This is a genomic window from Vibrio sp. L5-1 (genome assembly GCF_021728315.1).
Lineage (GTDB): Bacteria > Pseudomonadota > Gammaproteobacteria > Enterobacterales > Vibrionaceae > Vibrio > Vibrio splendidus_K.
Map to the genome: position 1 here is coordinate 147,539 of NZ_JAKKCQ010000006.1, position 22,907 is coordinate 170,445.

At 45.1% G+C, this 22,907-nt stretch carries 20 protein-coding genes, 1 pseudogene and 1 riboswitch; of the genes and pseudogenes, 10 read left to right on the plus strand and 11 right to left on the minus strand.

Annotated features, from left to right (window positions below; genetic code table 11):
• Positions 1-188: 188 nt before the first annotated feature.
• A pseudogene (radC, locus tag L3V35_RS19645) lies at positions 189-841 on the minus strand (DNA repair protein RadC).
• Between the two features lie 223 nt (positions 842-1,064).
• Here radC and coaBC point away from each other — a divergent pair.
• The 3 genes from coaBC to lpxL all read left to right on the plus strand — a co-directional run bounded on the left by coaBC (position 1,065) and on the right by lpxL (position 4,056).
• Positions 1,065-2,306, plus strand: coding sequence for a bifunctional phosphopantothenoylcysteine decarboxylase/phosphopantothenate--cysteine ligase CoaBC (gene coaBC, locus L3V35_RS19650; protein WP_237300520.1), 1,242 nt, complete (start codon positions 1,065-1,067; stop codon positions 2,304-2,306).
• Between the two features lie 139 nt (positions 2,307-2,445).
• Positions 2,446-3,036: a nucleoid occlusion factor SlmA gene (slmA, locus tag L3V35_RS19655; protein WP_016768952.1), complete on the plus strand. Its 591-nt coding sequence runs from the start codon at positions 2,446-2,448 to the stop codon at positions 3,034-3,036.
• Between the two features lie 39 nt (positions 3,037-3,075).
• Positions 3,076-4,056, plus strand: a complete 981-nt coding sequence (gene lpxL / locus L3V35_RS19660; RefSeq protein WP_237300521.1) for an LpxL/LpxP family Kdo(2)-lipid IV(A) lauroyl/palmitoleoyl acyltransferase — start codon at positions 3,076-3,078, stop codon at positions 4,054-4,056.
• 129 nt (positions 4,057-4,185) lie between these two features.
• Here the strand turns inward: lpxL and pyrE are convergent, their stop codons facing one another.
• Together pyrE and rph are read right to left on the minus strand one after the other, a co-directional pair.
• Positions 4,186-4,827 carry an orotate phosphoribosyltransferase gene (gene pyrE / locus L3V35_RS19665; RefSeq protein ID WP_004735727.1) on the minus strand — a complete coding sequence of 214 codons (642 nt, stop codon included), beginning with the start codon at positions 4,825-4,827 and terminating at the stop codon, positions 4,186-4,188.
• A 215-nt stretch (positions 4,828-5,042) separates the two neighbouring features.
• Entirely contained in the window at positions 5,043-5,759 is a 717-nt protein-coding gene (gene rph, locus L3V35_RS19670; protein ID WP_004735726.1) for a ribonuclease PH, read from the minus strand.
• Positions 5,760-6,042: 283 nt separating this feature from the next.
• On the opposite strand from rph, the gene L3V35_RS19675 reads away from it, so the two are divergent.
• Positions 6,043-6,909 carry a YicC/YloC family endoribonuclease gene (locus L3V35_RS19675; protein WP_004735725.1) on the plus strand — a complete coding sequence of 289 codons (867 nt, stop codon included), beginning with the start codon at positions 6,043-6,045 and terminating at the stop codon, positions 6,907-6,909.
• Positions 6,910-7,228: 319 nt separating this feature from the next.
• Here the strand turns inward: L3V35_RS19675 and L3V35_RS19680 are convergent, their stop codons facing one another.
• From L3V35_RS19680 to L3V35_RS19700, 5 genes are all read right to left on the minus strand, one after another.
• Positions 7,229-7,441 carry a cold-shock protein gene (locus L3V35_RS19680; protein ID WP_004735656.1) on the minus strand — a complete coding sequence of 71 codons (213 nt, stop codon included), beginning with the start codon at positions 7,439-7,441 and terminating at the stop codon, positions 7,229-7,231.
• Between the two features lie 470 nt (positions 7,442-7,911).
• Positions 7,912-8,544: an alternative oxidase gene (locus L3V35_RS19685; protein WP_237300522.1), complete on the minus strand. Its 633-nt coding sequence runs from the start codon at positions 8,542-8,544 to the stop codon at positions 7,912-7,914.
• A 212-nt stretch (positions 8,545-8,756) separates the two neighbouring features.
• Complete coding sequence (locus tag L3V35_RS19690) at positions 8,757-9,182, minus strand: phosphate-starvation-inducible PsiE family protein (protein WP_017079068.1); 426 nt, start codon at positions 9,180-9,182, stop codon at positions 8,757-8,759.
• A 379-nt stretch (positions 9,183-9,561) separates the two neighbouring features.
• Positions 9,562-10,056 (minus strand): hypothetical protein, encoded by a 495-nt coding sequence (locus tag L3V35_RS19695; RefSeq protein WP_237300523.1) that lies wholly within the window; start codon positions 10,054-10,056, stop codon positions 9,562-9,564.
• On the minus strand, positions 10,047-10,871 hold the full coding sequence (locus L3V35_RS19700) for a winged helix-turn-helix domain-containing protein (protein ID WP_171328762.1): 825 nt from the start codon (positions 10,869-10,871) through the stop codon (positions 10,047-10,049). Before L3V35_RS19700 ends, L3V35_RS19695 begins: the two co-directional genes overlap by 10 nt.
• A gap of 308 nt (positions 10,872-11,179) precedes the next feature.
• Here L3V35_RS19700 and L3V35_RS19705 point away from each other — a divergent pair, with 308 nt between their 5' ends.
• Positions 11,180-11,749 carry a porin family protein gene (locus L3V35_RS19705; RefSeq protein ID WP_171328759.1) on the plus strand — a complete coding sequence of 190 codons (570 nt, stop codon included), beginning with the start codon at positions 11,180-11,182 and terminating at the stop codon, positions 11,747-11,749.
• A 251-nt stretch (positions 11,750-12,000) separates the two neighbouring features.
• Here L3V35_RS19705 and L3V35_RS19710 read toward each other — a convergent pair whose 3' ends face one another.
• A complete protein-coding gene (locus L3V35_RS19710; protein ID WP_065207346.1) occupies positions 12,001-13,371 on the minus strand; it encodes an NCS2 family permease in 1,371 nt (456 codons plus the stop codon).
• Positions 13,372-13,428: 57 nt separating this feature from the next.
• A riboswitch (purine riboswitch) is annotated at positions 13,429-13,528 on the minus strand.
• 348 nt (positions 13,529-13,876) lie between these two features.
• Here L3V35_RS19710 and gmk point away from each other — a divergent pair.
• The 4 genes from gmk to recG all read left to right on the plus strand — a co-directional run bounded on the left by gmk (position 13,877) and on the right by recG (position 19,558).
• Positions 13,877-14,500, plus strand: coding sequence for a guanylate kinase (gmk, locus tag L3V35_RS19715; RefSeq protein ID WP_017109197.1), 624 nt, complete (start codon positions 13,877-13,879; stop codon positions 14,498-14,500).
• 116 nt (positions 14,501-14,616) lie between these two features.
• The gene (gene rpoZ, locus L3V35_RS19720; RefSeq protein ID WP_004735648.1) at positions 14,617-14,889 is read left to right on the plus strand and encodes a DNA-directed RNA polymerase subunit omega; all 273 of its coding nucleotides are present in this window, start codon (positions 14,617-14,619) and stop codon (positions 14,887-14,889) included.
• A gap of 45 nt (positions 14,890-14,934) precedes the next feature.
• Positions 14,935-17,061, plus strand: coding sequence for a bifunctional GTP diphosphokinase/guanosine-3',5'-bis pyrophosphate 3'-pyrophosphohydrolase (gene spoT, locus L3V35_RS19725; protein ID WP_004735646.1), 2,127 nt, complete (start codon positions 14,935-14,937; stop codon positions 17,059-17,061).
• Positions 17,062-17,479: 418 nt separating this feature from the next.
• Positions 17,480-19,558 (plus strand): ATP-dependent DNA helicase RecG, encoded by a 2,079-nt coding sequence (gene recG, locus L3V35_RS19730; RefSeq protein WP_054547980.1) that lies wholly within the window; start codon positions 17,480-17,482, stop codon positions 19,556-19,558.
• Positions 19,559-19,666: 108 nt separating this feature from the next.
• Here recG and envZ read toward each other — a convergent pair whose 3' ends face one another.
• Both envZ and ompR read right to left on the minus strand, forming a co-directional pair.
• Positions 19,667-20,962 (minus strand): two-component system sensor histidine kinase EnvZ, encoded by a 1,296-nt coding sequence (gene envZ / locus L3V35_RS19735; RefSeq protein WP_237300524.1) that lies wholly within the window; start codon positions 20,960-20,962, stop codon positions 19,667-19,669.
• 165 nt (positions 20,963-21,127) lie between these two features.
• Positions 21,128-21,847, minus strand: coding sequence for a two-component system response regulator OmpR (gene ompR, locus L3V35_RS19740; RefSeq protein ID WP_004735642.1), 720 nt, complete (start codon positions 21,845-21,847; stop codon positions 21,128-21,130).
• 178 nt (positions 21,848-22,025) lie between these two features.
• Between ompR and greB the strand changes: the two genes are divergently transcribed.
• The gene (greB, locus tag L3V35_RS19745; RefSeq protein ID WP_017079316.1) at positions 22,026-22,508 is read left to right on the plus strand and encodes a transcription elongation factor GreB; all 483 of its coding nucleotides are present in this window, start codon (positions 22,026-22,028) and stop codon (positions 22,506-22,508) included.
• Positions 22,509-22,907: the final 399 nt, after the last annotated feature.

The window sequence follows — 22,907 nt, forward strand, 5'->3', positions numbered from 1 at the left end:
GGCTATCAAAGGTCGCGTATTATACTAACTTGACATGCATTGCTCAAGACCCGAACAGATCCTTTTTAAGGATTTCGTGATCTTTTTTTGAACAGGGCAGCTATTTGAGTAATCAGAGCTGATTTAAGGTTCTAAAATGTGGGCGGAATGATAGCAGATTTAACGCAACTAACAACCTAAAATGTGATTCAAATCCATCCGCGTTCTGCAAAAGAGATAACTTCGCCATCTCCAACCACAAAATGGTCGAGAATTCGGATGTCCACCAGCGCCAATGCGTCGGTTAATCTGCGTGTAATTCGCCTATCTGCTTGGCTTGGCTCCGCGACACCAGAAGGATGGTTGTGCGCTAGGATTAATGCTGCTGCATTATGATGAAGTGCCCGTTTCACTACTTCTCTAGGGTAAACTGATGCGGCATCGATGGTTCCTTCAAACATCACTTCATCCTTTATTACCCTGTTTTGATTATCTAGGAACAAGATATAGAAAATATACTCGAAAGATACAACTTGGTATGGCTTGGGCTAGTGAGTGCATCGCCTCGAGATAAAGTTTCGCCCAAATAACGTTGCGTCATCTCTAAAACGGCCTGCAACTGGACATATTTCGCCTGCCCCATCCCTTTATGAGCACAAAACTCAGTCTCGGTTGCAGAAAAAAGTTGGCGCAACGAACCAAAATCTTTGATCAACTTGTCAGAAAGCTCTAAAACGTTCATTCCTTGTGTGCCCGTTCGAAGAAATATCGCTAACAACTCCGCATCACTTAAAGAATCTGGCCCTCGACTCAGTAACTTTTCTCTTGGCATCGACTCAACAGGCATCTTACTTATAGGCATATAAAGGCTATTTAGGGTCATGAATACGATCCATCAGCTTAATGAGCTTGCCACCAGAGATCCTTTGATAAAGAAAAAAGGAAACGAGTCGCTAGCAAAACCGTGTAATTGATAAGTTTGATAACACCAATTTGATGAGCATCAAATCTGTTCCAATTCTGCTTCTAGGCACTAATCCTTTGTTCTGATATCGTAAGTCCCAGAGAAATTAAGGAACAGAATCATGCAAACATTGGTTAATCAACTGGATAACGCTGACCTACAAGGCCTAGCTGGGAAAAAAATCCTACTTGGCATTAGTGGTGGTATCGCTGCGTATAAATGTGCCGAACTGACTCGACGCTTAATTGAACGTGGGGCGCAAGTACAAGTCGTGATGACGAATGCAGCCAAGGAGTTCATCACTCCTCTCACCATGCAAGCCGTCTCTGGAAGGCCAGTGTCTGATAGTTTGCTTGATCCTGCTGCTGAAGCTTCCATGGGGCACATCGAACTGGCGAAATGGGCTGACCTAGTCTTATTAGCACCCGCAACCGCTGATCTTATTGCACGCATGACCGCAGGCATGGGTAACGACCTACTGACCACTTTGGTTTTAGCAACCGATGCGCCAGTTGCGGTATCTCCGGCAATGAACCAACAGATGTACAGCCACCCTGCAACTCAAGAAAACATCGCGACGCTAAAACGTCGTGGCTGTGAAATCTGGGGCCCTGCTGCAGGCGAACAAGCGTGTGGCGATGTCGGCATGGGGCGCATGCTAGAGCCAATGCAGCTCGTGCACCGTTGCGAAGACTTCTTCCAACCTAAGCCTCTTGCTGGCCGTTCTGTGTTGATTACTGCAGGTCCAACTCGCGAAGCTATCGATCCTGTGCGTTACATTACTAACCACAGTTCGGGCAAGATGGGCTATGCACTGGCTGAAGCGGCCGCTAAACAAGGTGCAACAGTGACTCTAATCAGTGGCCCTGTTTCACTTGCGACGCCAAACAAGGTTAATCGCATTGATGTCGACAGCGCACAACAGATGTTTGATGCTGTGAGTACCAATGCAGCTCAACACGATATATTCATTAGCTGCGCTGCAGTAGCCGACTATCGTCCACAGTCCATTGCAGACCAAAAGCTTAAAAAGGTCGATGGTAAAGACGACATGACCATTCAAATGGTTAAGAACCCAGACATTGTCGCTTCTGTTGCCTCAATGACAGAAGGCCGTCCATTTACTGTCGGCTTCGCTGCAGAAACTCAAGACGTTGAGAAGTACGCGCGCGGCAAACTGGAAAGAAAGAACCTCGATATGATTTGTGCTAACGATGTCTCTGTCGAAGGCCAAGGCTTCAATAGCAGCAGTAATGAATTGCACCTTTATTGGAAAGACGGTGATAAATCTCTGCCACTGGATAGTAAAGACACACTTGGTTTCCAGATCCTCGATCAGATCCAACAGCTTATTGGTGCATAAACGCACAAATTTGCTCTGACAATCTGCTGACACCTCTCGATTCTGTTGACCTAGGGCTCACAAAACTAGGAAACAGAATTGAATGGTGTTTATAATCCTGCTTCACTCAATCCTCATCTTTAGGAAAGGAAGTAAATAGATGGCTGGTACTCGAAAATCAAACCGTCGTGAAGAAATCCTACAAGCTCTCGCACAAATGTTGGAATCGACCGAAGGTGCTTCTCGTATCACAACGGTAAAGTTGGCCAAGCAAGTCGGCGTATCTGAAGCTGCGCTCTACCGCCACTTCCCAAGCAAAGCTCGCATGTTTGAAGGCCTAATAGAGTTCATTGAAGAAGCGTTGATGTCTCGAATCAACCGTATTCTCGATGAAGAAAAAGACACTCTTGAGCGTATCCGCCTCGTGATGCAACTTATCTTAGTCTTTTCTGAGCGCAACCCTGGTTTGACTCGTATTTTGTCGGGCCATGCCCTAATGTTTGAGAATGAGCGCCTGCGTGAACGCATCAATCAGCTTTTTGAGCGTATTGAGACTCAACTTCGCCAGATCTTACGTGAAAGGAAGCTTCGTGAAGGGAAATCGTTCCCTGTTGATGAGAAGATCTTAGCGGCTCAACTGCTCGGTCAGGTTGAAGGCAGTCTGAATCGATTTGTACGTTCTGACTTCAAATATCAACCAACCGAAAATTTTGATGCTTACTGGGCTCTGTTAAGCGCTCAGATTAAGTAGCAATCAAATTAAGTAGCAATCAAATCTTAAGTGATGGTTATGATGACGAAAACTTCTCCGACAAACAGCACTGCACAACACGTTATTACTAAGCCACCTTTTACTCTGGCACTGCTCCACCCTAAATATTGGGGAGTGTGGTTCGGTTTTGGGCTATTGGCGCTTATCGTTAATGTTCTCCCTTACCGTATATTATTACTGCTAGGTCGTTCATTGGGTTCTCTTGGGGCTCGCTATGGTAAAAAGCGTGTAGCGGTCGCAACACGTAACTTGGAACTCGCCTTCCCAGATAAGCCAGCAGACGAAGTCGCTGCCATGGTCAGTGAGAATTTTAAGAATACTGGTATGGCGCTGATCGAAACCGGCATTACTTGGTTTTGGCCGACGTGGCGCTTCAAAAGAATCCTAGTAGATAAAGACACCCAAACACTACGAACTCACAAAGCCAACGGTAAAGGTGTTTTGTTGTGCTGTGTGCATGCATTGAACCTAGAGATCACTGCGCGAGCAATGGCCGTTCTTGGTATTTCTGGTTTAGGTGTTTATCGCCCGCACAACAACCCAGCTTACGAATTCATTCAATACCGTGGTCGTACTCAGAACGGCAACCGCCTTATCCATCGTAAAGACGTTAAGCGTATGATTCGAATCCTGCGTCAGGGTGAGATCCTTTTCTATCTGCCGGATCATGACTACGGCCGTAACAAGTCTGTGTTTGTGCCTTTCTTCGCAGTAGAAGATGCGTGTACCACTACAGGCACCAGTATTCTAGCTTACACTAGCCGATGCGCACTTGTTCCAGGTTCAGGTTTTAGAAATGCCGATGGTAAGTATGAAATCATGGCGGATGAGTCCATCGAAGATGACTATCCACGCAAAGATGAAAAAGCCGCGGCCGCTTATCTAAACCGCTATCTTGAGAAAATTATCTTACGAGCGCCAGAGCAATGGATGTGGCTACACAAACGCTTCAAAACCATGGAAGACCCAGAAATTGAGCGCGGCATTCGTTATAAATAGATAAGAAAGCAGCTCATCTCAATAGAAAAGTAAAAGGCCCGAAAGAGTTATCTCTCTCGGGCCTTTTTGCTTTTTCGATTCTTAACCTAGAGCGCTAAACCATCAGGTTCAACTTCTTCAGTTTACGAATTAGATACCATATTGAGCGCGGTACGCTTTTACTGATTCTAGATGTGCTGCGTCTGTGCCTTTCTCTTCAAGGAAAGTCACAAGGTCAGTCAGGCTAACGATTGAGATAATCGCACAACCGAAGTCACGCTCTACTTCTTGAATCGCAGACAACTCACCTTTGCCTTTCTCTTGACGGTCGATAGCAACAAGCACACCCGCTAAGTCAGCGCCGTTTGCTTGGATGATTTCCATCGACTCACGAATCGCTGTACCTGCAGTGATCACGTCATCCACTAGCATGATACGACCTTCAAGTTCGCTACCCACTAGGTTGCCACCTTCACCGTGGTTCTTCGCTTCTTTACGGTTGAAACAGTAAGGCGTGTCCACATCGTGGTGATCAGCAAGTGCAACCGCTGTTGTCGTTGCAATTGGGATACCTTTGTACGCAGGGCCAAATAGTACGTCGAACTCAATACCTGAATCTGCCAATGCTGCTGCGTAGAAGCGACCTAAGCGTGCTAGGTCACGACCTGTATTAAACAATCCAGCATTGAAGAAGTAAGGGCTCTTACGGCCAGACTTTAAAGTAAACTCACCAAACTTAAGTACTTCTTTCTCTAGTGCAAATTCAATAAATTCACGTTGATATGCTTTCATGTTTTTCCTCTACGTTTATTCAATAAAACTTAATTAACTTAAACTCTTCTTAGTATCTTCTAAGTAGTCGTGCTTTCCGCTAGGCAACAAGCTTGCGAACCTCGTGAGCTTACGAGTAGTAAGTGATTCGGGTGAGCAAGCGCAGTTAACAACGCGGAGGGCGCGAATACGACGAAGATAAAAAAATAGCCCCCGATGTGGGAGCTATCTAAAAACTAGTCGGCCAACGCAGCTTTCTGCGCTTCGACGATATCGGTAATACCCTTATTCGCCAGGGCTAAAAGCTGCATCAGCTCTTCGTGGCTGAACGGTTCGCCTTCTGCGGTGCCTTGAATCTCAATCATCTTACCGTCTTCCGTCATTACAACGTTCATGTCGGTATCAGCTGCTGAGTCTTCAACGTACTCAAGGTCACACAGTGCTTGTGCACCAACGATGCCCACTGAAACTGCCGCTACGTGGCCTTTCATTGGGTTCTTTTTCAGTTTGCCGCTTGCTAGTAGGCTGTTGATAGCATCAGCCATTGCAACGCTTGCACCTGAGATAGAAGCAGTACGAGTACCGCCGTCTGCTTGGATAACATCACAATCGACAGTGATCATGATTTCACCCATTACTTTCAGGTCAACAACAGCACGTAGGCTACGCGCGATCAGACGTTGGATTTCCATCGTACGACCACCTTGCTTACCGCTCGCCGCTTCACGACGGTTACGAGTGTGTGTTGCTCGTGGAAGCATACCGTATTCAGCGGTTACCCAACCCTTTCCTTGGCCTTTTAACCAACGCGGCACGTTTTCTTCTACCGTCGCATTACATAGAACTTTAGTGTTGCCGAACTCAACTAATACAGAACCTTCAGCATAAGCTGTGTAGTTACGAGTAATTTTAATTGGACGAATTTGATCTACAGCGCGGTCATTTGGACGCATTGGTATCTACCTTATTAACAGTCTGAAGTGATTTACTATCGAAAGAGTGCATCACCTAAGAAAGGGGTGAGACAGTTTTGATTGGGGCAAGATTATATAGCAGTTTATCTTTCAAATCTATTTACCATTCAAAGCGACTTGCGACTTAAGGAGACTTACGACTCAAAGGTACTTACCGTGAAAGGCTATTTATCGCGGAAAAGAGACAAGCTTCGGGTGCACCCCGTATCGTGATACTATGCGTGCGCGTTATTTTCAGAATGATAAAAGACAGGAAAATTCGATGATTTATAGTATGACCGCGTATGCACGCAAAGAAGTAAAAGGCGATTGGGGTACAGCAGTATGGGAAATCCGTAGTGTAAACCAACGCTACCTTGAAACTTACTTCCGTATGCCTGAACAGTTCCGTGGTTTAGAGCCGATCTTGCGTGAGCGTTTCCGTAAGCGTCTAGCGCGCGGCAAGGTTGAATGTAACCTACGTTTTGAAGCTAACCCAGCAGCGAAAGGCGAGCTAAGCATTAACGAAGGTTTGGCTCAGCAAGTAATCAATGCTGCTAACCAAGTAATGACCATGACAGGTGAAGACAGCCGTCTGAACCCATTCCAAGTTATGAACTGGCCTGGCGTGATGGAAACGCCAGAGCAAGACATGGATGCCATCAACAAAGATCTACTGGAAGCATTCAACGATGCCATCGCAGAGTTCATTGACGCTCGTGCTCGTGAAGGCGAAAACATGAAAGCGCTCATCGTACAGCGCTTAGATGCTATCACTGAAGAAGTTGTTAAAGTTCGTGCACGCATGCCTGAAATCCTAGAATGGCAACGTGAACGTCTTCTTACCAAGTTTGAAGATGCAAAAATTGAACTTGAAGGTTCTCGCGTTGAGCAAGAGCTTATCCTACTGGCTCAGAAGTCAGACGTAGCAGAAGAGCTAGACCGTTTAGACTCTCACGTGAAAGAAGCAAATGTCGTCTTGAAGAAGGGGGGTGCTTGTGGCCGTAAGCTTGACTTCATGATGCAAGAGTTCAACCGTGAGTCAAACACGCTAGCGTCTAAGTCTATCAGCACAGACATCACAGCATCAGGCGTAGAGCTTAAGGTTCTTATCGAACAGATGCGTGAGCAGATCCAGAATATTGAATAACAGTTTGTCAGTAACACGCTGTGAATAAGCCATTAGCTGAATCAGTGTTGATTAGATCAAGATAAGCTCCTAGTTTTAGGGGCTTTTTTTATGGATACAATAATGCCAATCAGGATGAGTAAGTGAGCAGGTTGTTACGCAGGAGATTTGTTTGGAGCAAGAGATAAAGATAGACACAGCTACAGATAGAACAGAGAAGCGGATGTAGCAAAGGATTTTAGAATATTTTGAGGGGGGTATTACAGGTGGAACTAGAGGGGAAAGATTTAAGGGAGAAAGTGACGCAAGTTGCTAATGCAACCTGCGCCGACTTAAAATCTTATAGAGCTACAACGTTTGCAGCTTGAAGACCTTTTTGGCCTTGCTCTACTTCGAAAGACACTTGTTGGCCTTCTTTAAGAGTCTTGAAACCTTCAGATGCGATAGCACGGAAGTGAACGAATACGTCAGCGCCGCCGTTGTCTTGAGTTAGGAAACCGAAACCTTTCTCTTCGTTAAACCATTTTACTACGCCGTTTGTTTTGTTAGACATGATGTGTCCCTTATATAAAAATAAAAAATTAATCGCCAAAAGTGCGATGCGCTGAAAGCTTGAATTATTTAATGTATCTATGAAGCCAAGGGAAACACTGAGAATAACAATGAAGCAATACTAAGGGTTTTACTTTACAACTGATGTTTCATTTAATAACTCTGAAAACAGAGCGAGGCCATTCTTGGTGATCTGGGTCGGGTTGTAAAGCTTTATTTGAAAATAATTGATGTTTTTTTGTTCGGTTGGCTTAAATTACAGCCCTACTACGCCATTAAGCTCATTTATAACGCTTTGATCTTAAGAAATTTACTCATAGTACGACTCTCTAAGCACTCCCCCTCAGGTAAGTCCGTATTTCTAGTATGCATAGAAAAGCTCAACCCCATCCCAGGTTTGAACCAGTAATTAAGACGACCTTATTTTCTGGTTGTTGAGCTTTATTTGTCATCATTATGTCTTTTTGATGATTAGCACTGATGATCGGGTAAGTCTTGGGTTTTATAGAGATCGGCAATGTCGTGATTCTTATCTCTATGTTTAGCTTCATCTTCCCTTATGCAGAAGAGCACATCCAAAAACGTAGCATTCTCGGGTAAGCGATAATATTTAATCGCAATTTCAGGCGCGGGATGATTGGGCAACGTGCCATCTTGAATTTTCGAGATATATTCGGAGTAACTATTACAAGCTTCCTCTTCAAAATACCCAACAATCCTATGTGCCGTTTTAGATGAGACTAAGTAAATCAATCCATAGATGAGTAGAAAGATGAACTGTAATAGCATCACTAAAATGCGCTCTATAATGGACGGGTTGGTAACGGTATGGAAAATCATCAAATGCATCCGTTCATTATCCGCTTCGTCCAGTAGCTCTTTGATCCAACCACCATCGTCTTTCATGCGGCGCAGAGCTTTGAGGTGATTGAACACTCCCGCCACCATGCCCGGCACCGCCGCTATGGTTTCTAACAGCATGGCTCGTTTAGCTAAGTGTTTTCCATAAAACAAGTTAAGTGTCTTTTTGAGAAGTCGAGTAACAAGAAGTGCAACCTTTTCGGAGAAGATTTCAGGTTTATAATGAGTGCTTTCAAAATGCATAGCGTGTTCCTTATATGAGTCTATTACTTACTAATCAACATTCATGCCAAGACACAAACCCTTGTACATCAAGGTAAAAAAAACAATTAGAGTCTTATTGACAGCAAAATTACCGTAATTAAAAAGACATCTTTATGTCTTTTAGACACGTCGAGGGCAATAAAAAACCCAGCAACATGGCTGGGCTCTTATTAGCTTATAACCTGCTTGATTTACTCATCCGGCTGCTTGGTTCTTAGATCGACATATGGCCAATAATGATGCCCAACACGAATCAAGAGTGTTGCTGCGGCCAAGATAAATGCCGCTAAAGATAACCAAACGATCAATACCGCATCGAGTTCTTTCATGCCTAAAGTGATATAACGAGCAATTGCCATCATCGCGATGTAGATGGGGTATCGCACTGGGATCTTACCGTTCATCACAAACTGCTGAACCATCGCCAACACTTCTAAATAGATAAACATCAGCAGAATGTCGGTCAATTGCACTCGGCGTTCAGCGAAGACATGCATGAACTCTTCGACCATCGCAAACAAGGTCGCCAGTGTGATCGCCACCAGCAATACCGCTTCCATAATGTGGAATACTTTTAAAAACGGCTTACTAAAAGATTTAGGCAAGTTAGAAGGCATAGTCACTCTTCAAAAAATAATTAATCCAGTCTCTACAATAGCATGCATCAATATAAGTCGCGTACTGTCAAAGCATCGCCATCAATTCACCGGTAACCACCAGTAAGAAGCAAAGGTAAGAAACAGCAGATAAAGCAATGGCCCCACATGCACTGCAGAGCCATCTGTTTGTCTTTTACTTAGCGGCTTTTTAGTGGCTAATTAGCCTTAAAGCAGAATCAGGTAAGTTAAGAACACCACACACAGGCCGTAGATAAGTGGATACACTTCTTTATACAAACCAAAACCACTAAAAATAAACTCAATTAAATTAAGTACCTAGGTTTGAAAGTATCATAATAGTACACGCTGATATCGGAGTTACTATGATTCAAAATCGTCATTTGGAATAGCAGATATGATTCCTCTCTTCTGCATGCCCTTTACTGAACAAAAACAACTGGTCACCTTTCACTTTATACATCAGTTCAATTTTAGCTCTTACCAGAGCGTCCATATCACGAACAAAGATCTCATTGCCAGTTGGCTTTAGATTCCAGTCGATATGTTGATAGGCAACCGATAGGAGACCATTCTCAGCAATGTAGTTTGCTTCATAATAGACTTCGTAGGGCTTGGTTTCTCCGACAAGTGTCTGAACATAACCTTTCTGAAAAATCAGCAAACTGTCATTTGAGGTAAACTCTAAAATAGAGCGATCAGCGATCTCTTGATAGTGACGATACCCTTGCGAAACAAACCCCTCATCAAGCTGAACACATGCCCAACGACTACCCGCTAACTGTTGTTGCTCAAACTTCCACTGATACAACGCCACACCGATGACACAGGTAGCAAGCGCAATATTGAAAACGATGACCGATTTTATCCGCATATTGATCGAGCCCTCCTAATTGCTTTCACCACCGTCTCTGATAAATCATCAATACTCACCGAATGATTCACGTAGCTTGCGTTCTTACTGCCGTGTTTCGCAAAAGCAAAAGTTTTAATCATATAAACGTCGTCGTCATAAGCAGACTCTGCGATTCGCAGATACATATCCGCATGACAGGTTGGAAACGATTGAGTCGCTAACTCATATGCGAGCAGTCGACCGTCACTTATTAAATAAGCACTGTCATAAAGATAAAAATCGGTCACGCCAATCTGAAAATGTTGATACTCACTAGGCTGGAGAAACTGTGGCTTTCGGATAAAAGGCTTAGTAAAAAAAACGAACACCAAACAGGCTAGCAGCAATACCGTCACAAACCCATGCCAAGAATACATGTTCATTTTCAAGGTAGGGGCAAGCTTAAGACTCACCTCTTCTAAGACGATTTCTTGCTCTTGGCCAACCCGAATTGCTCGGTTTCCTATTTTCTTAATCGGCTCTTTGCCACGGTGAATGTTCAGAACGTAGCCAATTTTGCTGACTGTTTTCAAGGTGACATCACGCGCGCCCAACTGCTCGAAGTTTTTCCTTAAACCTGAAATGACATTAGTGATCGCTTGGTCAGTGACTAATGCGCCCCCCCAACACGTTTCAAATAGTTGTTCACGAGTAACGTGAACACCCTGGTTTTCAAGTAACAAGCTCAACACTGCATATGGAAGCGGGCGTAATTGAATACATTCCCCATCGACATTCGATAAGGTTAGAGTCGTTGGATCGAGAATCAGATTGGAAAAGCAGACTCTATGCATACACTCACTATTACTGAAATTAGGGCTCACACAACCAAAAAACACACGCGTGAAGAGCTGGATCCTACCATTACCAAGTCAACTGCGTAAGCATTGAGTACAATCCATCTACCTAAAGCAAAAGTTCTTACAGAAAAAATACAACATCAACTATATCAATGAATTATGCAATAAAGATAAAAATATATAAAAGGGGAATTATCAATAAACCGACAACTCATGAAGTTTATATGAATTCCATCTTTAGTTTTATATTGCCATTGAACACATAATGCGCACCACTTTTTATCCCCGATGAGATGAATCTAATGAAAAAAGCAGTGATCCTTCTGGCAGCATTTTCTGCCTTTGCCAGTGCCCAAGAGCAAGCAGTTGAGAAAGACGTATCTGGCTTTTACCTAGGTGGTGGTTTTGGTACCACAACTTACGATGACGATGCCGCGTTTTCTACACTAGAAACAAAATACTCAACGCTTAAGTTGATTGGTGGCTATCAATTTAACCGCATTGTTGGCGTTGAAACACAATTCACCAAATACAGTAATATAACAGCATCAGGCTTGTCAGGTTATGCTATCGAGACAGCAGGCATATCTATTGCTGCAAACCTTGGCTACACCTTTGATAGCGGTTGGCGTCCATTTGGTACCATAGGTCTAACGCAGCTTTCATTTGATGTTGATGACTATGGTAGCAAAGATGAAACAGCATTGCGTCTGGGCGCAGGTGTAGAATACACACCAGCAAGCCTTGAGAACCTAAACTTCCGTGTGGCTTACGAAGTTGATACCTTCAGCGTTGATACTGGCCACTGGTTATACAATGATGTGACCGTCCAACTTGGTAGCTTCTACGCTGGCGCAACGTACAAATTCTAATAACGAACACTTCGTTGGCTAGTAAACGTAAAGAGGCGACCACCGTCGCCCTTTTTAGATGAACATCAGCAGAATGGCGGTAAGTTGAACTCAACGTTCAGCAAGAACGAGCATAAATTTAAGATACAACAGATACAACAGATACAACAGATACAACAGATACAAAAATGGCCCCACATTCACTGCAGAGCCATCTGTTTGTCTTTTACTTAGCGACTTTTTAGTGGCTAATTGGTAGTGGCGAATTAACCTTATAGAAGAATCAGGTAAGTTAAGAACACCACACACAGGCCGTAGATAAGTGGGTGCACTTCTTTGCGCTTACCCGCAACAACCATAGTAAATGCGTAGCTGATGAAACCCATCGCCATGCCGTTTGCTGGTGAGAAGCTTAAAACAGTGAACATGATGGTGAAGAAAGCCGCAATGCGTGACTCTTTCTTTTCCCAGTTAATCTGACCAAGACGGCCAACCATGTAGATACCCACCACGACCATCGCCGGCGCAACCATTGCCGCTGAGAAGATAGAGAAAATTGGGTATAGAAATAGAGACACTAGGAATAAGCCAGCCACCATGACTGCCGCTAAACCTGTTTTCGCACCTTGAGAAGAGGCAATACCCGATTCAGAGAAAGCAGTGATCGATGTGGTACCAAGAATCGAACCAATCACTGTTCCGCCTGCATCAGCAACTAAAGCCGATTTCGCATTTGGTACCTTGCCATCTTTGTCGATGATACCCGCATCACGACCAACACCAACAATCGTGCTTAAGCCATCGAAGAAATCGACAATCAGGAAGATAAGGACGATGAACAATAGGTCGAACATTTTCTCAGGGGTGAAAGCTGAGAAATCAAAGATCGCACCGAAGCTGCCCGCCATACTTGGTGGCATAGAAACGAATTGATCTGGGATTGGTGCGTTTGATGTACCTAAGAACACATCAGCCAAAATCGTCAATGCAATCGCTGAAACAAACGAGATAAACGTTGCCAGTTTAATGTCACGAACCATACAGCCCAGAGCGATGAAGATACTCACATAAGCGATAACCACTTGTGGGTCTGAGATGTCACCTAAGCCAACCAGTACAAACGGGTTAGACACGATGATGCCTGCATTCTTAAGTCCTAAGAAAGCAATGAATAAGCCGAGAGATACGGTAATCGCTAGCTTCAAATCTTCAGGAATCGATTCAATCATCGACTTACGGATATTGGTCAACGAGAAAGCGAGATAAAGGATACCCGATAGGAAGATGCCGAATAACGCTTCATTCCAAAGTACAGCGACTGAACCACTTAACAGTAAGCCTTTGAAGAAGCCGTTCATGCTCATACCTGGCGCCAGCATCACTGGGTAGTTACCCCAAATGCCCATGATAAGCGTTGCGATAGCAGCAGAAAGAGCGGTAGCCGTAAATACAGCCCCTTTGTCCATCCCCGGGATACCACCCAAAATTGCTGGGTTAACCGCCAAGATATAACTCATCGCTAGGAAGGTAATAAAACCTGCGTATAGCTCAGTGCTGATCGTGGTCTTTCTCTCTGAGAGTTTGAACATGGTGTCAAGCGAGCCAGACGTTTTCTGGGCTTTCAGGGTGGAGTCGGTATTCACAACAAAACCTATGTATAAATTAAGAAATTTGAGATTCAAATGCTGTGAGAATAGAGGGATCTCTACACTAAAAACTGTAGTCACCAAGGTAGGCTCGGTAGTAGAAACATCTAGTCCATATCACTAGATATATACAGCATTTAATCGTTTGCGCGGATTGTAAGGATTGAGATTAAAACTTCAACAAATTTTGTCCAGATCACATAAAAAAGTGAAGATGACGAGTCATTGCAGTTATACAAAGATCCTTGAAAAGATCATTCGCTGATAAATAACGATCAAGCCAGTTGTTCTCAATCATCTAAATATGCTACTCTTCGCCTCCATTTTTCTGACCTAATTTTCACCAGTTGTCTCTATTGGTTTCACTCGTTATCCCTTTATAGATGTAACCACCGAAACAATTAGTAGATGCACCACCGGAACAAAAATTAGGGTCAGTGCTATCTTTTATAGTGTCGGTTTATCGCCTTCACTCAATCCAACCAACAGTGGAAATATACAGATGGGCATAGGTACTCTTTACATCGTATCTGCACCTAGTGGCGCAGGTAAATCGAGCTTGATCTCAGCAATGCTGGAAACCAATCCAACCTACGCAATGAAGGTATCTGTTTCACACACCACTCGCGGTATGCGCCCTGGTGAAGAAAATGGTGTTCACTACCACTTTGTAGAGAAACATCACTTTGAAGATCTCATCAAGAAGAGTGAGTTCCTAGAGTATGCTGAAGTATTCGGCAACTACTACGGCACGTCACGTGTTTGGATTGAAGAAAACCTTAACCGCGGTATCGATGTATTCCTAGATATCGACTGGCAAGGTGCTCGCCAGATCCGTGAACAAATGCCTCAAGCGAAGAGTGTCTTCATTCTTCCACCATCAAATGGTGAGCTAGAGCGTCGTTTAAATGTTCGCGGTCAAGATAGCGACGAAGTTATTGCGAAACGCATGAGCGAAGCAAAATCAGAGATTTCTCACTATGCAGAATACGATTATGTGATCGTGAATGATGACTTTGATGCAGCCTTAATGGACTTCAGAGCAATCATTCGTGCGGAACGCTTAAAAGAAGATAAGCAAGCAGCTAAATACAGCGGCATGCTTACAGCACTACTAGCGGAATAATCTAGAACTAGATTTTCCATTGAGATAAGTATACGGTGAGCTAGAAAGTCTCTAGTTAAACTTGTATACTTTCTCGTCATATAAAATTTATTAGTTAATTACTATTTGGAGTCCTCATGGCACGCGTAACTGTTCAAGACGCTGTTGAAAAAGTTGGCAACCGTTTCGACCTAGTTCTTATTTCGGCTCGCCGCGCACGTCAAATGCAAACTGGCGGCAAAGATTCACTAGTGCCTGAAGAAAACGATAAGCCGACGGTTATCGCTCTTCGCGAAATCGAAGAAGGTCTTATCACTAAAGACGTACTAGATGCTCGTGAGCGTCAAGAGCAACAAGAGCAAGAAGCGGCTGAACTTGCAGCAGTAAGCAGCATCGCTCACACTCGCTGATAGAATCAACGTCATTCGAACTAATTAACCTTCCGGGCCTTTAATTTGTATCTATTCGATAGCCTCAAAGACGTTGCCCAAGAATACCTAACAGAGCCTCAAATTGAGGCTCTGCGTCAATCTTATGTGGTAGCGAGAAATGCCCATGAAGGGCAAACCCGTTCAACGGGTGAACCATACATAATCCATCCTGTTGCTGTTTCAAGAATCCTGGCAGAAATGCGTCTGGATATCGAAACCCTGCAAGCCGCCCTACTCCACGATGTAATTGAAGATACTGAAGTTACAAAAGAGGAGCTAGAAGCTCAATTCGGCAATACCGTTGCTGAACTGGTTGATGGTGTATCTAAGCTGGATAAGCTTAAATTTCGTGATCGCAAAGAAGCGCAAGCAGAGAACTTCCGTAAGATGGTTCTCGCCATGGTGCAAGACATCCGCGTTATCTTGATCAAATTAGCTGACCGTACTCACAACATGCGTACGCTTGGGGCACTTCGTCCCGACAAAAAGCGTCGTATTGCTCGTGAAACTTTAGAGATCTATTCTCCGCTAGCTCACCGTCTTGGTATTCATAACATCAAGACCGAACTAGAAGAGTTGGGCTTCGAAGCCCTCTACCCTAACCGTTATCGCGTACTCAGAAATGTAGTGAAAGCTGCGCGTGGTAACCGTAAGGAAATGATCCAACGTATCCATAGCGAAATTGAAGGCCGTCTTGAAGAAGTCGGTTTGTCTGCTCGCGTCGTAGGTCGTGAAAAGAACTTGTTCTCCATCTATAACAAGATGAAAACCAAAGAGCAGCGCTTTCACACTATTATGGACATCTACGCTTTCCGCGTAGTGGTTGATACCCCAGACACTTGTTATCGCGCACTTGGCCAGGCTCACAGCTTGTACAAGCCACGTCCGGGCCGCATGAAAGATTACATTGCGGTACCAAAAGCCAACGGCTACCAATCTCTTCATACGTCAATGATCGGCCCTCACGGGGTACCTGTAGAGGTTCAGATCCGTACCGAAGATATGGAGCAAATGGCCGACAAAGGTGTCGCGGCACACTGGTCTTATAAAGGCAGTGGCTCACGCAGTAGTAATGGGACAACCGCACAGGTTAAAGCACAGCGTTGGATGCAGAGCTTGCTTGAGCTTCAACAAAGCGCAGGTAACTCATTCGAATTTATTGAAAACGTTAAGTCTGATCTGTTCCCAGATGAGATCTTCGTGTTCACGCCGAAAGGTCGTATCGTCGAACTTCCTGCAGGTGCAACAGCGGTCGATTTTGCTTATGCGGTACATACCGATGTGGGCAATATGTGTGTAGGGGCTCGCGTCGACATGAACCCTTACCCACTCAGCAAATCGCTGAAGAACGGTCAAACCATTGAGATCATCAGTGCTCCGGGCGCACGTCCGAATGCTGCATGGCTCAACTACGTGGTGACCTCTCGTGCTCGTACTAAGATCCGTCAGGTTCTGAAGACAATGCGCCGTGAAGAGTCGATTACCCTAGGTCGTCGTCTACTGAATCATGCACTTGGTGAACACTCTATTGCCGATATCGGCCAAGAGAACCTTGAGCATGTATTGTCTGACTTACGCCTAGAAAGCGTTGAAGACTTGCTAGCATCGATTGGTCTTGGCGAGCTGATGAGTATCGTCATTGCTCGTCGCCTACTGGGTGATGCTGACGAACTGACTGAAGTGAAAAACAACAGCGATGCGCCTAGGAAGAAACTAGCTATCCGCGGAGCTGAAGGTCTACTACTGACTTTTGCAAATTGTTGTCACCCGATCCCAGGCGATCACATCATTGCTCATGTATCTCCAGGTCGTGGCCTTGTGGTTCACCGTGAAACGTGTCCAAACGTTCGTGGCTACCAAAAAGAACCAGACAAATACATGGCAGTGGAATGGTCTGACGATTACGATCAAGAGTTCACAGCTGAACTTCAGATCGACATCCAAAACCACCAAGGTGCACTGGCAGAGTTAACGAACGTTATCTCGAAAACGGGCTCAAACATTCACGGTATTTCAACCGAAGAACGTGATGGGCGCCTGTACACAGTGACTATCTTGCTGACGACCAAAGATCGTGTTCATCTTGCAAGTATTATGAAAAAGCTACGTGTGATGCCACACGCGCTGAAAGTAAAACGTCGTAAGAACTAGATCTAACAGCAGATAAATAAAGCAGATGAGAGATACGAGTCTCGAGATGCGAAGAGCAAAAGCTTTTCACCACCTCAACTTTTCGTATTTCGAGTCTGCTTTAATTTTTTGTACTGTCCTGTTTTCTATATCCCCCCTTTAGTACCCCCGTTTACTCGCATCCCGTATCTACTCTTATCTCTTCGAATCTCGTTTACCCACATCCCGTATCTGCTCTTATCTCTTCGAATCTCGTTTACCCGTATCCCGTATCTGCTCTTAATCTCTTCGCATCTCGTTTACCCACATCCCGCATCTACTCTTATTCCCTTCGAATCTCGTTCACTCTCATCCCTCATCTGCTTCTAAGCTTTACCCTGTACAAAAATCCAGTAAAATGCTTGAATAGATTATCTCTCTTACGTTTATGAGCCTTGTTATGTCACAGCTTTTATCTGCTATCCCTCTCAACTCTTTATCTGGAGTCGGCGCTAAAGTCGCAGAGAAACTAGAGAAGGTTGGGCTTAACAATGTACAAGACCTGCTGTTTCACCTGCCTTTGCGCTATGAAGATCGAACGCGTATCTATCCCATCGTAAAACTGCATGCTGGTTTATGGGCAGCAGTGCAAGGCAAGGTAATGCACGTCGATACCATTTTCGGTAAACGTAAGATGCTCGCAGTAAAGATCAGTGATGGTAATGGCACTATTACCCTACGTTTTTTCAACTTCACTGCAGGCATGAAAAATAACTTTGCCGAAGGCAAACAAGTGCATGCTTATGGTGAGATCAAGCGCGGTAATATGGGGCTTGAGATCGTCCACCCTGACTACAAATTCTTTGCGCCGAGGCAACAGCCAGACGTTGAAGCCAACCTAACTCCGGTGTACCCAACCACCGAGGGGCTAAGACAAGTCACACTGCGTAACCTCACCGACCAAGCATTAGAGCTGATCGACAAAGCCGCGGTGAATGAGCTGCTACCATCAGGTTTATACGATCACCAAATTACCCTCGCACAAGCACTGCATACCATTCACAGACCACCTCCAGGCATTGACCTAGAGTTGTTTGATGAAGGTAAACACCCTGCGCAGCTACGCCTGATTATGGAAGAGCTACTGGCTCAAAATCTGTCGATGCTGTCTGTCCGTAGTAAAGGGCAGCAAGACAAAGCGATGCCTTTTCCTCCAGTAAATGCACTCAAAGATAAGCTACTCGCTCAACTACCGTTTTCTCCAACCAACGCTCAAGCGCGAGTAACCAAGGAGATCGAAGCTGACCTTGAAAAACCGCACCCTATGATGCGTTTAGTTCAGGGCGATGTAGGCTCAGGTAAAACCTTAGTCGCCGCACTAGCAGCCGTTCGCGCACTCGAGCACGGTCAGCAAGTAGCACTAATGGCACCCACAGAACTATTAGCCGAGCAGCACGCTCTCAACTTTGCTAACTGGTTTGAGGCGATGGGCATTCAAGTCGGCTGGCTAGCAGGTAAGCTCAAAGGCAAAGCTCGTGAAACTGAACTAACACGTATTGCCAGCGGCGAAGCGCAAATGGTGGTCGGTACTCATGCGCTATTCCAAGAGCATGTCGAGTTCAACAACCTTGGTTTAGTGATCATTGATGAGCAGCACCGATTTGGCGTCCACCAGCGACTAGAGCTGCGTGAGAAAGGTGCAAAGCAAGGTTATTACCCACACCAATTGGTAATGACGGCAACACCGATTCCACGAACGTTAGCGATGACAGCCTATGCCGACCTCGAAACCTCGATTATTGATGAGTTACCACCGGGGCGAACCCCAATTCAAACCGTCGCGATTCCTGATACTAAACGAGATGACATTGTCGAACGTGTGAAAAATGCGTGTCTTAATGAAGGCAAACAAGCTTATTGGGTATGTACGCTGATTGATGAGTCCGAAGTATTAGAAGCTCAAGCTGCTGCTGATACCGCTGAAGAGCTGCAACGCAAACTGCCTGACGTAAAAATTGGTCTCGTGCACGGCCGAATGAAGCCAGCCGAGAAGCAAGCAGTAATGCAGGAATTCAAAGAGAACAAACTGCATTTGTTGGTCGCGACTACCGTGATTGAAGTAGGTGTGGATGTACCGAATTCGAGCTTAATGATCATCGAAAACCCAGAGCGTCTTGGCCTAGCGCAACTGCACCAACTACGAGGCCGTGTCGGCCGAGGTTCGGTCGCAAGCCATTGTGTACTGTTGTATCACTCACCACTGTCTAAAACCGCTCAGAAGCGCTTAGGTGTGCTGCGTGAAAGTAACGATGGCTTTGTGATTGCACAGCGCGACTTAGAAATCCGTGGCCCCGGTGAATTGCTCGGTACCAAACAAACTGGCTTGGCTGATTTCAAGATCGCCGATCTAATTCGTGACCAACGTTTAATCCCAGAAGTGCAGCGTATTGCTCGTCATATTCACGATAGCTACCCAGACAACGCCAAGGCGATCATCAACCGCTGGCTAGGCGAGCGCGATGTTTACTCCAAGGCTTAGTTAACGCTGAGACTGCATAAAAAGACAAAAAGGCTTCCCTTCAAGGAAGCCTTTTTACTGTGCGTTACTCTCATCAAGCAATAGCGAGGATCTCTCTCCCAATAGTATTTAAGGCTTCACAGGGAAACTGATCTGCGCTTTTAACCCGCCCTCACTGCGGTTATTAACCACAACAGCACCTTGGTGCTGGCTGACAATACGTTTCACAATCGCCAAGCCTAAGCCGGTACCTTCACTGCCACGAGCGGTGTCACCACGCGTGAACGGTTCAAACAACTTACCGACTTGGTCTTGCGGGATCCCCGGGCCATTATCTTCAACGGTCACCCAAGCCAGTTTATTATCGGCCGTCATGCCAGTCGATACCTTGACCCAACCATTGCCATAGCGCAGCGCATTCACCACCAAGTTACTCACGGCACGCTTCATCGCGATCGGGTTCCCTAGTGCAGGCTTCATCGAATCTGGTATATCGGTTTCAATTTGTACCTCGTAGCCACCTTCAGAGCTAGAAACTTCTCGGGCAATATCATCGACAAATACCTCTTGGAATGAATCTCGATCAACGGGCTTTAGGTAATCCATAAACTGGCTGATGATCTCATTACACTCTTCGGTATCACTGATAATCCCTTCCGCTAAATAGCTATCTTCTGGCGACATCATCTCGGTCGCTAAGCGAATACGCGTTAACGGAGTACGTAAATCATGACTGATACCTGCCATCAACAAAGCGCGGTCTTCTTCGAGTTCTTGGATACCTTTCGACATCTGATTAAAGGCTCGAGTTACCGAGCGGATCTCTTGCGCACCTTGTACTGGTAGCGGTGGTGGAATATCACCACGCCCCACACCTTGGGCGGCTTTCTCTAGCGCTATCAAAGGCCGGTTTTGCAAGCGAATGAACAGCCAGCCACCCGCGACAATCAACATCGCCATGATCAGGCTGTTACGGAACAGAGGCGCAAAGTCTTCTTCTTGCAGCTCAGACAGAGGAATACGAATCAAGGAGTTAGGCAGCTGTGCGATGTCCATCCACAACACGTAGCTCTCTTTGCCTAGAATCAGCCGTACTTCGGTTTCAGAGCCCAACTCTTTGGTCATCTCCTCACTCATCAGGTCGATTGCTACTGCATGGTAATACTCACCCGCAGCTTCGCTGTCCTTGGCGTGAACCGTCACTCCTAGCTGCTCAAGCACACGTTGACGTAGTGGTGCATCAATCTCGATATCACTGCCTTGATCCAATACGAGGTTTAGCTCGTGAGCCAGAATCTTATTAAACTGCTGCAAACTCGGCATCAATGCATAGTTAAACACCGCGTAATAAGAAAAGATTTGGCTAGCGACCAACAGGGTTAAAAAGAGCACTATCGACTGAGTAAAGGAGCTACGTATGCGCATAGAAGACCTAAAGTGAGGGATGATAAAGGGATATAATGGAAACTATAGCTGTTAACCATAGTGCTGAATACAAAACGGGCCATCACATGTTAATGAGATGACCCGTAAATATAGAATTCTGATTCACAGAACTGATGAAGCTAGTATAGAGCTTACAAAGCCGGCTTAAACTGCTTTACCATCTGGAACGAATACGTAACCCAAGCCCCACACCGTTTGGATGTAACGAGGCTTACTTGGGTCTTCTTCCACTAGACGACGCAGACGTGAAATCTGAACATCGATAGAACGTTCCATTGCTGAATACTCACGGCCACGTGCCATGTTCATCAGCTTATCGCGAGACATTGGCTCACGAGCATTCGTCACCAATGACTTAAGTACCGCAAATTCACCTGAGGTCAGAGGCATTGGCTCTTCACCGCGGAACATTTCACGTGTACCTAGGTTCAAGCGGAACTCACCAAATGCAACCACAGATTCTTCTGTGCTTGGTGCGCCCGGCGCTTCAATCACTTGGCGACGCATTACCGCTTTGATACGCGCTAGTAGTTCGCGCGGGTTAAATGGTTTTGGCAGGTAATCATCCGCACCCACTTCCAAGCCCACAATGCGATCCACTTCATCACCCTTTGCCGTCAGCATAAGGATAGGTAGCGAGTTGTTTGCGTTTCTTAGACGACGACAGATCGAAAGACCATCTTCGCCCGGCAACATTAAATCCAATACCATCAAGTGAAAATTTTCACGGGTTAACAGGCGGTCCATCTGCTCACTGTTTGCCACGCTACGCACTTGAAAGCCTTGCTCTGACAGATAGCGTTCTAGCAATGCACGTAGACGAGCATCGTCATCGACCACTAAAATTTTGTAGTTTTCTTGCATGTAATGGTTCCACCTATTAAAGCTTAAACCTGAGGTTAAGCATTCTTGGTAAATTGTATATTGGTATAAGACATTAAAAATGTAACATTATTGGGGAAAAAGTCGCCTAAATAATTGTTAACGTATGTTGCCTTTCTATATATTCTATCTTAGATCATCATTTCATTAAGTCAGATTTATGAAAACCAAACTTATCACCCGCGAAGGTTATAACAAGCTCAAAGCAGAACATGACCACTTATGGCACGAGAAGCGCCCAGAAATAACCAAAATAGTCACTTGGGCTGCAAGCCTTGGAGATCGATCAGAAAACGCAGATTACACCTTCAATAAGCGTTTGCTTCGTCAGATTGATCGCCGAGTCCGTTTCTTAAGAAAATTCCTACCTGATGTGACTATCGTTGATTACTCACCGCAACAAGAAGGTAAGGTATTTTTCGGTGCTTGGGTGGAAATTGAGAATGATGATGGGGAAATGAAGAAGTTTCGTATTGTCGGCCCTGAAGAGATCTACGGTGATGCGAAAGGTTATATCTCTATCGACTCGCCAATGGCTAGAGCTCTGCTCAAGAAAGAAGTGGATGATGAGTTTACGGTAACCACACCGGAAGGCGATAAAGAGTGGTTCATTAACTCGATTCGCTACGCAGACGACGCGTAAAGTTTATGCTTTATGCCTTGGCTTATAGCTTATGCCTTGCCTTATGGCTTAGCGTGATTAACCGGCCATCACAGGTCGAGCAGACAAACCCAAACTCCAGATAAAAGAAAACCCCGCTAGGCTTTCGCCTGACGGGGTTAAGTCTCTATCGCAGCAATCCGGCTACTGTTTATCTCTTCGAGATAAGGTGCTCCCTGCATCTGTCCTTGATAGTGGCTAAATCCTTTAACCAATTTCCTTTTTGTTCATCGCCATCCTAGCGGTGTCCATTCTAGCCTGTCATCCTGACTGGCGAATCTCATCCAGAGATTATTACTTCCTTGCTGACCACTCATCCTAAGTAATCAAATCTTCATCCTGAAGATACCTAGTCCATTAGGCTTTTTCCTGTTCCTGCCA

Bases quoted from the DNA above. Each gene is read 5' to 3' on its own strand.
- coaBC (WP_237300520.1), top strand. From the start codon at position 1,065: ATGCAAACATTGGTTAATCAACTGGATAACGCTGACCTACAAGGCCTA.
- slmA (WP_016768952.1), top strand. From the start codon at position 2,446: ATGGCTGGTACTCGAAAATCAAACCGTCGTGAAGAAATCCTACAAGCT.
- lpxL (WP_237300521.1), top strand. From the start codon at position 3,076: ATGATGACGAAAACTTCTCCGACAAACAGCACTGCACAACACGTTATT.
- pyrE (WP_004735727.1), bottom strand. From the start codon at position 4,827: ATGAAAGCATATCAACGTGAATTTATTGAATTTGCACTAGAGAAAGAA.
- rph (WP_004735726.1), bottom strand. From the start codon at position 5,759: ATGCGTCCAAATGACCGCGCTGTAGATCAAATTCGTCCAATTAAAATT.
- L3V35_RS19675 (WP_004735725.1), top strand. From the start codon at position 6,043: ATGATTTATAGTATGACCGCGTATGCACGCAAAGAAGTAAAAGGCGAT.
- L3V35_RS19680 (WP_004735656.1), bottom strand. From the start codon at position 7,441: ATGTCTAACAAAACAAACGGCGTAGTAAAATGGTTTAACGAAGAGAAA.
- L3V35_RS19685 (WP_237300522.1), bottom strand. From the start codon at position 8,544: ATGCATTTTGAAAGCACTCATTATAAACCTGAAATCTTCTCCGAAAAG.
- L3V35_RS19690 (WP_017079068.1), bottom strand. From the start codon at position 9,182: ATGCCTTCTAACTTGCCTAAATCTTTTAGTAAGCCGTTTTTAAAAGTA.
- L3V35_RS19695 (WP_237300523.1), bottom strand. From the start codon at position 10,056: ATGCGGATAAAATCGGTCATCGTTTTCAATATTGCGCTTGCTACCTGT.
- L3V35_RS19700 (WP_171328762.1), bottom strand. From the start codon at position 10,871: ATGCATAGAGTCTGCTTTTCCAATCTGATTCTCGATCCAACGACTCTA.
- L3V35_RS19705 (WP_171328759.1), top strand. From the start codon at position 11,180: ATGAAAAAAGCAGTGATCCTTCTGGCAGCATTTTCTGCCTTTGCCAGT.
- gmk (WP_017109197.1), top strand. From the start codon at position 13,877: ATGGGCATAGGTACTCTTTACATCGTATCTGCACCTAGTGGCGCAGGT.
- rpoZ (WP_004735648.1), top strand. From the start codon at position 14,617: ATGGCACGCGTAACTGTTCAAGACGCTGTTGAAAAAGTTGGCAACCGT.
- recG (WP_054547980.1), top strand. From the start codon at position 17,480: ATGTCACAGCTTTTATCTGCTATCCCTCTCAACTCTTTATCTGGAGTC.
- envZ (WP_237300524.1), bottom strand. From the start codon at position 20,962: ATGCGCATACGTAGCTCCTTTACTCAGTCGATAGTGCTCTTTTTAACC.
- ompR (WP_004735642.1), bottom strand. From the start codon at position 21,847: ATGCAAGAAAACTACAAAATTTTAGTGGTCGATGACGATGCTCGTCTA.
- greB (WP_017079316.1), top strand. From the start codon at position 22,026: ATGAAAACCAAACTTATCACCCGCGAAGGTTATAACAAGCTCAAAGCA.